Here is a 16,555-nt window from a genome sequence, read left to right as displayed (position 1 = left end):
CTACATAATAAAATGTTAATAAGTACAAGAAAAAGTATAAAAACACACGTTATCGAAAAGAGTAAAAGTATCGAAAATGTGTGTTTTTTGTTGATATATAGCCGTTTTAAAGTTTTGGCACAAGGGGGTATGACAAAGTTACGTCTACTATTCATTGTTTGGAAGCGCTTCATAATCTATTATCATATTTGTAAGGTTTAGAAAGGGAGTGGATATAATGTCCCAAGATAATAAAAGTGTAAAGGTGCGCGTTCAGATGTTCGGTAACTTTTTAAGTTCAATGGTCATGCCGAATATCGGCGCTTTCATTGCATGGGGTCTTATTACAGCTTTGTTTATTCCAACTGGCTGGATTCCTAATGAAAATTTAGCAGCCTTAGTTGATCCAATGGTTAAATACTTACTTCCATTATTAATTGGTTATACAGGAGGTAAACTAATATATGATGCTCGCGGTGGTGTAGTCGGAGCGATTGCCACAATGGGTGTAATCGTTGGTGCCGATATGCCGATGTTCCTAGGAGCCATGCTTATGGGTCCAATAGGAGGCTGGGTAATTAAGAAGTTTGATACACTAATTGAAGGAAAAGTGAAGACTGGCTTTGAAATGCTGATTAACAACTTCTCTTCCGGAATTCTCGGCGGTATTCTTGCTATTATTTCTTATCTAGCAATTGGACCAGGGGTTACAGCATTAACGACTGCATTAGTTACAGGTGTCGAATGGATGCTTGATGCTGGAGTTCTTCCATTAACAAGTATTCTAATTGAACCAGCAAAGGTCTTATTCTTAAATAATGCGATTAACCATGGTGTGTTATCACCAATCGGAATTGAACAGGTAAAGCAAACAGGTCAATCGATTCTATTCTTACTTGAAGCAAACCCAGGACCAGGAATTGGTATTCTATTAGCTTATTGCTTCTTTGGTAAAGGGACAGCAAAACAAACTGCACCAGGTGCAGCAATTATTCATTTCTTTGGTGGGATTCATGAAATTTACTTCCCATATGTATTAATGCATCCAATGTTATTCTTTGCAGCCATTCTAGGTGGAGTAAGTGGTGTATTTACTTTATCGATGCTTGGCGGTGGATTACTAGCTCCAGCATCTCCAGGTAGCTTCCTTGCAATCTTAGCTGTTACACCACAAGGTGCAGGTTCTTATTTTGCTAATATCGCCGGTGTATTGGTTGCTGCGGTCGTTTCCTTCCTTGTTTCAGTATTGGTTCTAAAGACTAGCAAATCAAAAGAAGGCAATTTAGAAGAAGCATCTCAAAAAATGCAAGAAATGAAAGGGAAAAAGAGCAGTGTAGCGAGCGCACTAACTGCAACTGCGCCAGCAGCAAATACTGAGTTTAATCCTGAAAATGTTGGGCATGTGATTTTTGCCTGTGATGCTGGAATGGGATCAAGTGCCATGGGAGCATCACTGTTACGGAAAAAGGTTAAAGAAGCTGGATTAGATATTAAAGTAACAAATACAGCCATCAGCAATCTTCCAAATGATGCACAGGTTGTTATCACACAAGAAGAATTGACGCCGCGTGCGGTGCAAAAGGTTCCAAATGCCTATCATATTTCAGTGGATAACTTTCTATCAAGTCCTAAATATGATCAATTAGTAAGTCAATTAAAAAACGGGAATAATGGTACAGATAAACAGACTGAGGAACCAGTGGAAAAGGCCCCTGAATCTGACAGTGGTGTTTTAACAAAGGATAATATCTTTTTAAATAAAAAATTCGAGTCAAAAGAAGAAGCCATTCGTTTCGCAGGGCAAGTACTGGTTGACGGTGGTTACGTAAATTCTTCCTATATTGATGCGATGATTGCAAGAGATCAGTTAACCTCAACTTTTATGGGGAATGATGTAGCAATCCCTCATGGTACAGAAGAGGCTAAAGCCGATGTCATAAAATCTGGTGTAGCCATTATCCAAGTACCAGATGGAGTTGACTTTGATGGAAACAAGGTTCGTTTGATTTTTGGAATTGCCGGCAAGGCAGGCGGACATCTCGAAATACTTTCCGCAATAGCTGTTACATGTTCTGAAATGGAGAATGTAGAAAAAATGGCAACAGCGAAAACTGTCGATGAAATTCTGGAAATTATCGGATCGTCATTCGAAAAATAAGCAGGAAAGAAAGATGCGTTAAGCATCTTTCTTATTCCTATGTAAAGAAGTTTTTCTCCTACATACGATACTCGAAAAGAGCTGATGTCCATGCTGATAACAGCAAGAGAAAAGGCTATTCTAGAATTATTAATAAAAAAAAGCGGAAAGCACACGGCATTGTCCTTTGCTGATTTTCTTCATGTGAGTGTTAGAACGGTTCACCGTGATTTGAAAAATATTGAAAAAATATTAGAATCCTTTGATTTACAGATGGAGAAATCAAGCGATAATGGATTATCTATAACCGGAGCCAATCAGAATATTTACCGGTTGATCCAGGAGCTTACCAAAGTTAAACCGCAGGACCTTTCATTAGAAGAGAGAAGACTTCTTTGCTTTATTAAAATGATTGAGGCAAATGATCCGGTAAAATTAGCTCTTTTAGCAAAAAAACTAGGAGTTTCAGTTACAACGTTAGGAACAGATTTAGATGAGTTAGCAGAATGGCTGCAGGACTACGGGATTGAGCTCGATAGAAAAAGAGGCGTTGGTGTTGAGATCAAAGGTGAGGAAGGAAAGATTCGCAAGGCATTGGTCAATTTTTATCTCATCTACTTTAATAATGAACTTATTGAAAACTTAATCCTTCTAGCAAATGACCAAATAGAAAAGGACCGTGTCTTATTTTATTTAAATACCTCGTATTTAAAGGTAATAGATGAAGTGGTTTATAAAAAAATAAAAAACTTACATACCAAACTAGCTGATAGTGATTATATCACGTTTCTAATTAATATTTGTATCTCTTTACAAAGAATAGAAAAAGGCTGCACGCTATCAGAGACTAGGCTAGATTTAGATTCAATCAAGCCTACAGAAGAATTCAAATTTGTAAAGGAAATCAGTGATGAATTTTACCAGCAGTTCTCCATTTCTATGAGTGATATCGAGTTAGCCTTTCTAGTCATGGTATTAAGAGGCTCCAAAGTTCATGAAGCTGTCTATACGAATTATGACAGTGTTCTAATTGGCCGGTCGATTAAAAAAATCATTCACCATGTTTCAGAGCAAATGAATAGTGATTTAACATCAGATTTTTCTCTCTTTCAAGGGTTATTGGCTCATATGGAACCCTCTATTTTCCGGCTAAGAAAAGGTTTGAGCTCGTTTAATCCATTAACGGAAGAAATTAAAAAGAAGTATCCTTTGCTGTTTTTGGCTGTTAGTAACAGTGTTGTAAAGGAGTTTAAAGACATTGAATTTACGGATGATGAAATTGCTTATATTGTTTTACATTTTGGTTCAGCACTAGAGTTACGAAAAGAGGAAGTTCAGGTACGTGCCCTAATTGTTTGTCCAACCGGAATAGGAACCTCGAAAATGCTTGCTAGTCGAATTAAAAAAGAGGTCCCAGAAATTACTGTCATTGATGTTGCTTCCATTAAGGATTTACAGACAAAGGATATAAGCCAATACGGGATCATTATATCTACTGTTATTTTACCTATGCAGGAAAAAATGAATTATGTTTTTGTCAATCCTTTATTGTATGAAAAAGATATTGAAGCGATCTATGACTATATCGGAACCAACATTCAAAAGATAACGATGCAAACAAGCAATGACTTTGATGTGCAGTTAACTAAATTGAACAAACCGATTGTTAAGTCGTTAACTGAATTTATGCAGGAAGTTGATGTGGTTCAAAATAGTATAAGGACCATCTTACAGAATTTGTCTGTATATCGAGCGAAAAATAGTCGAAACTATTCTGTTTTTATTAGGGAAATGGTTGAGCGCTGTTCAGATCGGGGGTTAGTTTCGAATGCAGCCGGTGTGTATGATCAGTTGATGGCAAGAGAGACAAAGGGGGGATTAGGTATTCCTGATACAAATCTGGCGCTGTTTCACTGCCGTCATGAAGGAGTATCAGAAATGCTCTTCCATATTGCTCATTTAGAGTCACCCTATCGCTTGCTCGGCATGGATGGGAAGAGAATGGATGTCCATAATATCCTGCTGCTGCTTGCTCCAGAAAAATTAAATCAGCTTCAACTGGAAATAATAAGCATTGTAAGCTCCATTATTGTCGAAGATAAAAAGGCAATCATGATATTTTCATCAGCTAATGAAACGATCATTCGTTCAAAGCTGGAAGAGACTTTTTATGATTATTTGAAAAATAAATTTGTAAAGGAATGACATTATATATGAAAAAGGTAGTACATTTTGGTGCAGGAAATATCGGCAGAGGTTTTATAGGCGCACTATTTTCTCAATCTGGATATCATGTTACATTTGTAGACATTGCGGATGAAATAATCTCAAGACTTAATGAAGAAAAAGGATATAACGTTAGGACTGCAGAGGACCAACCAACGATAACTGAGATTCATAATGTTTCAGGTCTAAATAATATGAAGCAGGAAGAGGATGTTATTAAAGCGATTGAAGAGGCAACATATATTACGACTGCTATTGGTCCGAATATTCTCCCGCATATTGCTCCGTTAATTGCTAAGGGTCTGCAGTCAAGAATCCATGCAACAAATGAAAAGGTATATGTGATTGCCTGTGAAAATCAAATTAGCGCAACGGATATATTAAAAGGTCATATTTTTAAAAAACTGGATGATGCTGCTGCAAGTAAAATGGAAGGTGTAGTTTATTTCTTTAATTCAGCTGTTGACCGAATTGTACCAATTCAAGACAATAAAAATTCGTTGGATGTCTTAGTAGAGCCTTATTATGAATGGGTTGTGGAAACAACAGATGATATTCCTGCAGTAGAAGGGATGACAAAGGTTGCGGATCTGGCCCCGTTTATTGAACGTAAGCTATTTACGGTTAATACAGGCCATGCTGTAACAGCCTATTTTGGCTATTTAGACGGTAAAGAAACAATCGACCAAACATTAAATGATTCAGCTATTTATGAAAAGGTAAAAGCTACAATTGAGGAAACAGGCGCTTACTTAACAAAAACCTATGATTTAGCTGAAGCTGATCATCAAAAATATATTAAGAAAATCTTAGGACGCTTTCAAAATCAGCATCTTCATGATGATGTAACACGAGTAGGCCGGTCTCCAATCCGTAAATTAGGTGCTGAGGATCGCTTAGTTAAACCATTGGTTGAGGCAAAGAAATTAGGTCTGTCTTATCAGAATCTCGCCAGTGCCATTGCAGCATGCTTATTATTTGATGTTCAAGAGGATCCAGAATCCGTTGAACTGCAAAAAATGATTCAAGAGCATGGTGTTCCATATGTATTAAAAGAAGTAAGTCATTTAGATGAGACTGATGAGGCTGTAAAAACCATTGTTGAAAAGTATGAGGGTTATAAGGCCGAATATCGGAAATAATAGAACAAAGAGCAGATAAAAAGTCCTTCATCGAAATGATGAAGGACTTATTGCTAGGCATCAAAAGACTGTGAATTTATCTGTGATGCACTGGTTTTTTTCTCAGCTGAAAAAATAGAGGTGGCAATGATTAAGCCGCCAGCGAGAATACAGCTAAAAACAATAAAAGGCAGTGTCAGAATTCCTGTTTTTAATATTAAGGTTGCCAAAATCGGCCCGATACTTGCCCCAATGAATAGGATGAAAGTATAGACGGATATGGCGATTCCTTTTTCATCTCCGCCAAGCTGTCCAACTAATGCAAGCATGGAAGGGACAACAACGGCAATCCCTGCTACAAAAAGAATACTCATAATAATAATCAGCCATAACTGCTGTATAAGCCCCATGATTAATAATCCAATAATAGAACAACCCAACCCGCTAACTAATACTTTCTTTATGCCAAACCTTTGAACAAACCTCCCGGTGAAAGGGGATAAAATCATGCCCAAAATCCCTGCTGCACGAACAGCAAAAATCTCTTGTTCATTAAATTCAAACGTGGTGTGTAAGTAATTTCCTAATGCGGTGTACATGCCGACGAAGGATAGTAAAATCATGATCGCAATGCTGTTACAGAGGATCAATCTTTTTTGTGAAAAAGGGATTTTGAACTTTTTAATAATTGAAAGCAGGTCATTATTCCCTTGTTGGAATTCATCTTCCGGTAAAACAATGACCAATACAATGGTCGTAATAAAATAGACTGCACTTAAAATCAAAAATACGGCATGCCAATTGTAGATTGATTCAATCAATGAGCTTATAAGCTGACCTATAATTCCGGCAATTAAAAATCCTGAACTGATAATGCCAATGGTAGTAACTCTCCTTGCTTGGGGATACATTAGACCTATATAGATTAAAGCAACTGGTGAGAATGTTGCAGCCGCCGCACCCTGAAGGGCTCTTAGGATAAGCAGACTACTGTAGCTATTAGATAAACCGACCAAAAAGGTGATGAACGAAAAACATACCAAACCAATCATCATCACACTTTTGCGGCCGTATCGGTCTGAGACGGCACCGACAAATAAGGAGCCAGCCGCGAAAAAAACTGAAAATATACTTCCAGCCCATGCAGCCTGACTTGCTGAAAGGCCGTAGGCTTCTGCAAAAACCGGCAATAAAGGAATGGTTACATATAATGAGCATAATACGACTAAACCGGTCCAGAAGAGGATCAAAGTAATTCGATGCATATTTTGAAACTCAAAATCCTTCGAATTCTCCATTGCTATATTCCTTTCATAAAGTCATTTTTACTTACTATTATGAATGAATTCATATAATTTGTAAAATTCTAAATTTTTATAACCTAAAATTAGCATTATATTTTAATAATGCCAATAAACCTTCGATAGATAAAATGATTAAATATAACATATTTTATTTAACTATTCAGTTAAATTTAAATTTTCACGATAATAACTTTCGGAAATTTGTTTTTGTAGTAAAATTTAACTGAGAGGGTTTATATAGTTATATATTCTAATAAGATTGTGAACATGAGAGAGTTATGAAAATAAAATGATCTTACTTAGGAGAGTGGGTTGGCTATGAAGTTCTATCCGCAATATCTGCTGATTTTTGTTGTTAATTTGGGGATGATTGGTTTATATAGTGGAAATATTTCGCTCTTACTTTCCAGTTTCGTAATTTTTATTATTATGATTCTTTTAGTAGTGTATCGACGAGAGAAACAGAAAGCTAAAATGGCGAAACCTGTGGGATAAGAATTGCATAAATGATATTTTAAGATATTAGTTTTTTCGTGACCCCCAAAAAGCTACTCATCATTTTCGAATATTCTAGTGAAGAAAGCATAACTAGAAAAATTCTATTTGAGGTGGAAATGATGAAAAGTTCAACAAAGAAAATGGCTAAAAGCGGACTAGCTATGGTACTGGCTGGGTCATTTGTTTTCTCAGCATCTGCTGTACATGCTGAAGAACCAGCCCCTAAAACGATTGATTTGCAGGCAGTGATGGATGGAAACGAACCAGATCAAGCAATTGTAGAGACAGAGCCAACAGCTGAGACTGATCAGACAACTGTAAACACCAATCTAACAACCGAAACGGATCAGACGACTGTAGATACAGATCAAACAGCCGAACCAGAGTCCGGAACAGAGGAAGTACAGCAGAATGATTCAGACAAGGCTCCATCACTTGTACTAGGAGATTTCTTCTATTTTGTTAAAGTAGCATTAGAAAAAATCAAACTTGCTTTTACCTTAGATGATGCAAAGGAAGCAAAATTATTAGCTGAATTTGCTACAGAGCGTTTGGCTGAAGCTGAAGAGCTTTTCGCAAAGGGTGAAGAGGAAAGGGCATTGGAAACAATCAATAAAGCGCTGGAAAGTATTCAAGGTTCAGAGGCAATTATTGAAGAAACAACTCCAGAGCAAGATGAGGCAACGGTAGAGGAATCTGAAGGACAGGTATCAGAAGAGGATGTTGCCACAGTCGATAACGACGAAAGTGCTGCAGAAGAGCCATCAGGAGATAATAAAACAATCGAAGAAACAGAGAAATTAATGTCCCAGAATATTATTGCGCTTAAAGCAGCTATGGAAAAAGTGAAAAATCCGGTTGCAAAAGCGGCTTTACAAAAAAATATTGATAAAAGCTATGCTAAGTTAGCAAAGAAGCTTGAGAAATTTGAAGATAAAAAGAAAAATAAGAAAAAAGAACAAAATGAGAACGTAACGATTGAGCAAACAGTAGCTGCAGATGAAGAAACGTCCTTGGAAAACAACCAAACAGAAGGAAACGATTCTTCAGCACCGACTAACGCAGGAGTTGAAGCTGGAACATCTGTAGTTGAAGAAAACACAGCAAGTACTCCAGCAGCTTCTGAAGTTACAGCAGATCCTTCACAAACGACTGCAGTTCAGCCGGCTCCAGTTCAGCCAGCTCCAGATGCTGCAGTGGGAGTAAAAGAGCAAAAGGCAGTTGAAAGAGCAGAGGCAAAACAGGAGAAGCAGGAAGCAAAAGCAGTAGCAAAGGAAGAGAAATTTGAAGCTAAAGAAACAAAACAGGCTGCTAAGGAAGAAGCAAAAGGTAATAAACAAAATGGTCAAGGAAATGGTCACAAGGAAGACAAATAATAAAGGATATACAACAGAAAAAAGGCTCCTACGAAAGGGGCCTTTTCTTAAAATGAAAAAAACTCACTGATAGAGGTCTTCTTTGTATGCTATAATGGTTTTCTGATTTGAGGTGAGGCTATGCTGGGTTTATTGTTGATGTCACGAAAAAGAAAACTAACACTGGAAGAAAAAATTCATCTTATTCAACAGGGTGATTTAACCATACAGAATGAACTGATTGAGGCTTATAAACCATTTATTGCAAAAACAGTTTCTTCAGTTTGTAAAAGATACATTCATGAATCAGACGATGAATTTAGTATTGGTCTTATTGCATTTCATGAAGCGATTGAAAAGTATTCAGCTGATAAGGGTAGCTCATTAATTAGCTTTGCAGAAGTAATTATGAAACGTAGAGTGATAGACTACATCCGATCACAAGCTAAATATAACGAGCTTAGTTTAGACTTGGGAGGTTATCATGAGGATGATTCAGAAACCTCCTCCATTGATGCCGAGCTGTCGATTAAAGAATATAACAGTAAAATGGATGAGCAATTAAGGAAAGAGGAAATTCTTCTATTTACGGGTATGCTGCAGCAATATAAACTTTCATTTCAGGATTTATTAGAACAGTCTCCAAAACATGCTGATGCAAGGAAAAGTGCGATACTGGTCGCAAAAATAGTTGCTGAAAATGAAGAGCTTTCTAATAGTCTGCTAACAAAAAAGCAGCTTCCGATCAAACAGCTTGAAAGCATGGTATCCGTAAGCAGAAAAACAATAGAGAGAAACCGTAAATATATTATTGCTATTTCACTCATTTTGATTTGTGACTTTGTCTATTTAAAGGATTATATTAAAGGGGTTGTGGAAACGTGAAAAAAGGACTCGTCATGGAAATAAATGAACGTTTTGTAACCATTCTAACCCCAGAAGGTGAATTTTTGCGTGCCCGTAAGCTTGGTGGTGATTATCAAATAGGTCAGGAAATTGACTATATTTCGGATGTACAGGTGAAACGGAATACGTTTTTTTCTTATATTCATACTTTTAAAGGGAAGGCACTGGCTGCCTCATTCGTATGCCTCCTATTATTGGTTTCCGTCATTCCGTTTTATCAAAATAATCAGGTATATGCTTATATGTCTATTGATATCAATCCTAGCATTGAATTAGGCTTGAATAAGCATTATCAGGTGGTTGAATTAATTCCATATAATGATGATGGAAAAAAGATCGTTAACCAGCTTAGAGGGTGGAAAAAGAAGGAGATTGATGAAGTAACAGATAATATTTTGAATGAAATAAAAAGTCAGGGATTTTTGAAAAAAAACCATGAGATTGTTGTCGGAACCGTTTATAAAGCGGAAACGATTGAGGTAGATGACCCACAATGGATAGAAAAATGGACAAATGTAAAAAAAGTCATTCAAAGGGAACATCTTGAGCTTACAGTTGTGGAAGGAACGACGAAAGAGCGAGAGTATGCACAGGAAAAGGGAATGACAGTTGGGGAATATAAAGACGAATTAATGAAAGTGAATAAGAAACAGACAAAGACAAAGCAAGATCAGACAGCACAGCCGATAAAAGAGGAAGTGCCAAAAGTAGAACAACCTCCAGTAGTTGAATCTTCAAAAGAAGAAGAGCAGCAAGTAGAGGGTGTTTCTCCAAATCTAGCGGAGCATCCAGCTGCTTCACAAAAGAATGGAGAAGTGCAACCCGCTAAGGAAAGTAGTTCTAAATTGCCTCCAGGACAAGCTAAAAAGGAAAACAATCTTGACCAGCCTGCAGTGAATGAGAAAGAAAAAGGTCAAGGCAATGCTCAGCCTCCTGGGATAGGAAAGAAAACAGAACAAACAGAAATCAATGCTGATAATAATCAGCAGAAGAATAATGGAAATAAAGGCAACAATGGAAATAACGGTAATAACGGCAATAATAACAATGGTCAAAACAGCAATCAGGATAAGCAAAAGGATTCCTCTAAAAGCTAATAAAAACCGCTAATTTGAATGAATTAGCGGTTTTTTTGATAAACAAAGTAATAAATGAAAAGTGCTTCAAAGTGGTATAGTAGTTTTTAATTTATGAAATTATTAATTTGACACTTCTTCATAATATGATATATTAGTATAGTAACTTACTTTAACGCACAAAAGCTAAAAAGCCTAAAAGCTAAGAAGCGTTTAATCAAAAAAGATATTTTTACTATACAGAGTATAACGAAAAACGACTATATAAAAAGTAGGGTGTGAACAGTATGAGTGAAAATCAGCAACATCTACAAAGGGGCTTGCTGCCGAGGCATGTTCAGTTTATTGCTTTAGCAGGGATGATTGGTACAGGAATTTTTAAAGGAAGCTCCGATACGTTAAATATGGCCGGTCCAAGTGTAGTCGTAGCCTATCTAATCGGAGGACTATTGCTGTTCATCGTGATGGCAGCTTTAGGGGAGATGGCAACGGTTTACCCTAACTTTAATGTACAGAACCTAATTCATAAGGCCTTTGGATTTCAACCGTCCTTTATTGTTGGATGGTTATATTGGATTAACTGGTTAATTGTAACGATTGTTGAATTATTAGCGGCAGGAAGCTTTTTGCAGTTTTGGTTCCCGTCGATTCCGCTATGGCTCTTAAGCGTACTTTGTGCAGCCGTTATTGTTGGGATTAATTTATTCCAAGTAAAACATTATGGAGAAATGGAATTTTGGTTTGCTAGTATTAAAATCATTACGTTAATTGCTTTTATTATCTTAGGGGCATTGATATTATTAAACGTTTTTCCAAACACAACTACTGCATCCGTTTCAAATTACACTGCACACGGCGGTTTCTTCCCAAATGGAATGAGCGGGATGCTTAGTGCATTTCTAGTCGTCATGTTTTCATATGGCGGTGCAGAATTAATTGGTGTTGCAGTAACTGAAACAAAGGATAGCGAGAAGGTCATTCCGAAAATTATTAAAGGAACTGTTATAAGGGTTATTCTATTCTACGTATTGCCTATTCTGATTATCTGTGGGATTATCCCTTGGAACGAAGTGAGTAGTTCAGAAAGTCCGTTTGTTCAAGTGTTCAGTTTATCAGGTATTCCTGGTGCAGCGCATGTAATGAATTTCGTTTTGTTAACAGCTGTTTTATCAGCTGCAAACTCAGGTATCTATGCTACTTCTAGAACGTTATTTACAATGGCACAAAGTGGAGAAGCACCAAAGGCATTTTCATTTATTTCAAAAAAGGGAATTCCGTTAAATGGAATTATTTTAACGACCTCTTTCATATTAGTTGGAGTATTTTTAGCTTATTTAACTCCAGATCAGGTTATTAGTTACCTAATGACTATACCAGGCTTTACCGTCATTTCCATCTGGATCAGTATTTGTTTAGCCCAATTAAAGCTTCGTAAACAATATGCTGAACTTCCGGCATTTCAAGTAAAATGGTTCCCGTATACAACCATATTTGCCGCTACCGCTTTAACAGGCATTTTTATCGCCTTTATCTTTAATCCACAAAATATTGTTGGTTCAATCGTATGCATTTCCGTCTTAACCGTATTAATCATTCTTTCCTTTGTAGTACAAAAAGAAAAGAAAGCAAAACATGCTACTTCTGTAGCCTAATTAATAGGGTGTCAGGCACCACAAAAAGACAAAAGCTAGCTTTTGTCTTTTTGTGGTGCCTGACACTTCCAATATTTTGGTTGTATATTTTTATCATTTCACAAGTTACAATTCAATTTGTAAGGTGCTTCACATACTTCCTAGAAAACCCTAAGGAGATGATTGATTGAAAAAACAACTATTCACGGTAGCTGCTTCGATTGGGATCTTATTATCTGCTTATTCAGGACAAGCATCTGCACATGAATTAAATTATAAAGTCCAAGCTGGTGATACACTTTATAAAATTGCTTTAACTAATAAAATTTCAGTTCAAGAGTTAATGAATTGGAATAACCTCACATCGAATACAATCTATGTTGGTCAAAATCTTACATTGATTGCTCCACATACACATTCTACTCAAGGTACGTATACAGTTAAACCTGGTGATACTTTATATTCCATTGCCAAAGCAAACAGTCTTACATCTACACAATTGAAGTCTCTTAACAACTTAACGAGTGATACCATTTATGTTGGACAAGTACTTAAAATAACGTCTGAAGGGACAACTGCCCCGTCCCCTGCTCCTGCACCAATAGTCGAAAATACATTTAATGTTGATGGATTAATCACCGAAGCAAAGAAATATATTGGTGTTCCATATTTATGGGGTGGAACGACACCTGCTGGTTTTGACTGCTCTGGTTACTTGAACTTCGTGTTCAATAAGCAAGGAGTCTCTCTCCCTCGAACAGTTGAGGCAATTTGGACTGCTGCCACGCCTGTTTCATCACCAAAAAAGGGAGACATTGTATTCTTTACGACCTACAAGGCTGAGCCATCACATGCCGGCATTTATATTGGTGACAACAAATTTATACATGCAGGATCATCTATGGGTGTAACCATTACAGATTTGAATAATTCCTATTGGAAGGAACGTTATTTAGGGGCTAAAAGAGTAAAGTTATAACTATGTTCATTCGTCTGCAATTTACTATCTTCTCCTTTAAATTTAATAAGATAAATATAATAAGACAAAAGCTTGGGAGAAATCCCAAGCTTTTTCGTATGCTAGTTCACTTCATAAAAATGACCTCTTTTGTAAGGATTTGATAGGCTTTTTCGACTTCTTCATCACTCGGTGGGTTAATATGCTTGAGCGGGTACTCTAGGCCGAGTGCCTCCCATTTATACACACCAAGTTTATGATAGGGTAATATTTCAACCTTTTTAACGTTTTTTAATGTTCCGATAAACTCACCAAGCTCGTGAAGGTCCTTATCATCATCTGTAACAGTTGGAACTAAAACATGGCGGATCCAAACGGGAACCTGATGGTCAGAGAGAAAACGAGCAAATTGAATAATGTGGTCATTTGCCATTCCGGTTAACTTTATATGCTTTTGTCTATTTATATGCTTTAAATCCAATAAAACTAAATCGGTATACTTTATCACTTCCTGTAATTGATCCTGAAATGTCTGGGATGTGGAGTAACAGCCTCCTGACGAATCAATGGCAGTGTGGATATCTTTTTGCTTGCATGCCTTAAACAATTCAATTAGAAAAGGAAGCTGCAACAAAGGTTCACCTCCGCTGACCGTTATCCCACCGCCGGAAGCTTCAATAAACGGGAGATAGGAGGTGATATCCTGCATAATATTTTCCACAGACATTTCTTTTCCAGTTCCGATCTCCCAAGTATCTGCATTATGGCAGAATTGGCAGCGCAGAAGACAGCCTTGGGTAAAAATTACATATCTGATACCAGGACCGTCAACGGTACCGAATGTCTCAATTGAATGAATATTACCGTTCATTTGCTTGCCTACCTCCCATTAAATGATTAATGTGTTGGAGAAACCTCATAATTTTCGGTCGGCTGTGGACCAATATCAGACAAACTCTCATGGAAGGTACGATTAATCACATCTAATTGCTGCTCTTTTGTTAATTTAATAAAGTTAACTGCATAGCCAGAAACACGGATTGTCAGCTGTGGATAGTTTTCAGGATGCTCCATAGCATCTAGCAGCGTTTCTCGGTTAAATACATTTATATTTAAATGATGTCCTTTCTTCATGACATATCCATCAAGAATGGAAACAAGATTACGATTGCGTGACTCTTCATCCTTGCCCAATGCTTTTGGAACAATGGAGAAGGTATTGGAGATACCATCCAATGAGTCTTCATAGGATATTTTTGCTACCGAGGATAAGGAAGCAAGGGCTCCTTTCGTATCGCGTCCGTGCATTGGATTTGCACCAGGAGCAAATGGCTCACCGGCCCTGCGGCCATCAGGTGTATTTCCTGTTTTCTTACCATACACAACATTCGAAGTAATGGTTAGGATTGATTGTGTATGGATTGAATTTCGGTATGTTGGATGCTTGCGAAGCATATTCATGAATTTGTGCACTAGCATTACAGCGATACTGTCCACTCGGTCATCATTATTGCCATATTTAGGGAAGTCACCCTCTGTTTCAAAATCAATAGCCACGCCGTTTTCATCACGAAACACCTTTACCTTCGCAAACTTGACGGCACTTAGAGAATCAACCGCTACACTTAAACCGGCAATTCCTGCTGCCATTGTTCGGACAATTTCCGTATCATGCAGTGCCATTTCACTACGCTCATAGCTGTATTTATCATGCATATAGTGAATCACATTAAGTGTATTAATATAAAGACCTGCCAGCCATTCCATCATTTGCTCCAATCGTTCCAATACGGTATCATACTCTAAATATTCATCCGTAATCGGTGCAAATTTAGGAGCAGCTTGGATTTTTAATTTTTCATCAACGCCCCCGTTAATAGCATATAACAAGGTTTTGGCAAGGTTTGCCCGTGCTCCAAAGAATTGCATTTGCTTTCCGATTCGCATAGCTGAGACACAGCAGGCAATTCCGTAATCGTCTCCATAATATGGAAGCATGATATCGTCATTTTCATACTGAATCGCACTGGATTGAATCGACATTTTCGCACAAAATAGTTTAAAGCCCTCTGGCAGTTTTTTTGACCAAAGTACTGTTAAATTAGGCTCTGGTGCAGGACCAAGATTTTCTAATGTATATAGGAAGCGAAAGGAGCTTTTCGTTACAAGTGAACGTCCATCCAAAGACATTCCTCCAATTGATTCTGTTACCCATGTCGGATCACCGCTAAATAGGTCATTATAATCAGGTGTACGGGCAAATTTCACTAATCGGAGCTTCATAACAAAATGGTCAACTAATTCCTGTGCGTCTTTTTCTGTTAGGGTTCCGTTTTTCAGATCTCTTTCAATATAAATATCAAGGAATGTAGATGTCCGACCTAAGCTCATAGCAGCGCCGTTTTGTTCTTTAATCGCAGCCAGATAGGCGATATATAACCATTGGAACGCTTCTGTCGCATTAGAAGCTGGCTTTGAAATATCAAAACCATATATTTCACCGAGCTGTTTTATTTCCTGTAAGGCTCGGATTTGCTCAGATAGCTCTTCTCGCAGCCGTATCGTATACTCGCTCATGACATTACTTGTATTGGAAAAATCCCTTTTCTTTTCTGCAATAAGAAAATCAATGCCATAAAGTGCAACCCTTCGATAGTCACCGATGATTCGTCCGCGTCCGTATGCATCAGGCAAGCCGGTAATAATCCCTGTTTTTCGAGCGAGCTTCATTTCATCAGTGTAAGCATCAAATACACCTTGATTATGGGTTTTTCGATAGTCAGTAAAAATTTTCTCTAACTCTTTATTAGGCGTATAGCCGTAGGTTTCACATGCCTGCAAGGCCATCCGAATCCCGCCGTATGGCTGGAATGAACGTTTAAAAGGCTTATCTGTTTGGACACCGACAACTTTTTCTAACTCCTTATTTAAATAGCCCGGACCATGAGAGGTAATAGAGGAAACCACATCTGTGTCCATATCAAGAACACCGCCATTTTCACGTTCTTGTTTAGACAGATCCATTACTTGATTCCAAAGTGTTTTAGTTGCATCTGTTGGACCTTCTAAGAAGGAATCATCGCCTAGATACTCTGTAAAGTTAGCGATAATAAAATCACGGACATTCACTTCTCTCTGCCAGACACCATTTCTAAAATCATTCCATTGTTCCATCTATAAACACCTCATATTAATTGTATTCTTACTATGAAACGTTTTAAATAATATCTAATCATATTTACTATTATTACCTTTAGTGAAAATCCTAAGAAGGAAATAATTAATAGTAAAAGCATTGTTTACCTGACTGCTTGAAAAAATAAAAAAGCTGCAAACTCTGTGATGAAGAGCAGCAGCTAAATGT

Annotated in this window: 11 protein-coding genes; 8 read left to right on the top strand and 3 right to left on the bottom strand. The window is 37.4% G+C overall.

The window, feature by feature from the left end; translation table 11 throughout:
• Nucleotides 1-217 precede the first annotated feature (217 nt).
• The 3 genes from ACHUFV_RS14525 to ACHUFV_RS14515 all read left to right on the top strand — a co-directional run bounded on the left by ACHUFV_RS14525 (nucleotide 218) and on the right by ACHUFV_RS14515 (nucleotide 5,484).
• Nucleotides 218-2,137, top strand: coding sequence for a PTS mannitol transporter subunit IICBA (locus ACHUFV_RS14525; RefSeq protein ID WP_394235322.1), 1,920 nt, complete (start codon nucleotides 218-220; stop codon nucleotides 2,135-2,137).
• Between the two features lie 90 nt (nucleotides 2,138-2,227).
• A complete protein-coding gene (locus ACHUFV_RS14520; protein ID WP_394235320.1) occupies nucleotides 2,228-4,321 on the top strand; it encodes a BglG family transcription antiterminator in 2,094 nt (697 codons plus the stop codon).
• Nucleotides 4,322-4,329: 8 nt separating this feature from the next.
• Nucleotides 4,330-5,484, top strand: coding sequence for a mannitol-1-phosphate 5-dehydrogenase (locus ACHUFV_RS14515; protein ID WP_394235319.1), 1,155 nt, complete (start codon nucleotides 4,330-4,332; stop codon nucleotides 5,482-5,484).
• 53 nt (nucleotides 5,485-5,537) lie between these two features.
• Here ACHUFV_RS14515 and ACHUFV_RS14510 read toward each other — a convergent pair whose 3' ends face one another.
• Nucleotides 5,538-6,761 (bottom strand): MFS transporter, encoded by a 1,224-nt coding sequence (locus tag ACHUFV_RS14510; protein WP_394235317.1) that lies wholly within the window; start codon nucleotides 6,759-6,761, stop codon nucleotides 5,538-5,540.
• Between the two features lie 623 nt (nucleotides 6,762-7,384).
• On the opposite strand from ACHUFV_RS14510, the gene ACHUFV_RS14505 reads away from it, so the two are divergent.
• From ACHUFV_RS14505 to ACHUFV_RS14485, 5 genes are all read left to right on the top strand, one after another.
• The gene (locus ACHUFV_RS14505) at nucleotides 7,385-8,641 is read left to right on the top strand and encodes a DUF5667 domain-containing protein (protein ID WP_394235315.1); all 1,257 of its coding nucleotides are present in this window, start codon (nucleotides 7,385-7,387) and stop codon (nucleotides 8,639-8,641) included.
• Between the two features lie 120 nt (nucleotides 8,642-8,761).
• Nucleotides 8,762-9,505, top strand: coding sequence for an RNA polymerase sigma factor SigI (gene sigI / locus ACHUFV_RS14500; protein ID WP_394235313.1), 744 nt, complete (start codon nucleotides 8,762-8,764; stop codon nucleotides 9,503-9,505).
• Nucleotides 9,502-10,623 carry an anti-sigma factor domain-containing protein gene (locus tag ACHUFV_RS14495; RefSeq protein ID WP_394235311.1) on the top strand — a complete coding sequence of 374 codons (1,122 nt, stop codon included), beginning with the start codon at nucleotides 9,502-9,504 and terminating at the stop codon, nucleotides 10,621-10,623. Before sigI ends, ACHUFV_RS14495 begins: the two co-directional genes overlap by 4 nt.
• 266 nt (nucleotides 10,624-10,889) lie before the next feature.
• Nucleotides 10,890-12,254: an amino acid permease gene (locus ACHUFV_RS14490; RefSeq protein WP_394235309.1), complete on the top strand. Its 1,365-nt coding sequence runs from the start codon at nucleotides 10,890-10,892 to the stop codon at nucleotides 12,252-12,254.
• Nucleotides 12,255-12,420: 166 nt separating this feature from the next.
• On the top strand, nucleotides 12,421-13,212 hold the full coding sequence (locus tag ACHUFV_RS14485) for a C40 family peptidase (RefSeq protein ID WP_394235307.1): 792 nt from the start codon (nucleotides 12,421-12,423) through the stop codon (nucleotides 13,210-13,212).
• Between the two features lie 106 nt (nucleotides 13,213-13,318).
• Here the strand turns inward: ACHUFV_RS14485 and pflA are convergent, their stop codons facing one another.
• Entirely contained in the window at nucleotides 13,319-14,062 is a 744-nt protein-coding gene (gene pflA / locus ACHUFV_RS14480) for a pyruvate formate-lyase-activating protein (protein WP_394235306.1), read from the bottom strand.
• Nucleotides 14,063-14,088: 26 nt separating this feature from the next.
• Complete coding sequence (gene pflB, locus ACHUFV_RS14475; protein ID WP_394235304.1) at nucleotides 14,089-16,365, bottom strand: formate C-acetyltransferase; 2,277 nt, start codon at nucleotides 16,363-16,365, stop codon at nucleotides 14,089-14,091.
• Nucleotides 16,366-16,555: the final 190 nt, after the last annotated feature.

It is taken from the genome of Niallia oryzisoli (genome assembly GCF_043641075.1).
GTDB classification, from domain to species: Bacteria; Bacillota; Bacilli; order Bacillales; family Cytobacillaceae; genus Bacillus_BD; species Bacillus_BD oryzisoli_A.
The sequence above is the reverse complement of the archived record's forward strand: the minus strand, read 5'-3'. Positions and strand labels throughout refer to the sequence as shown.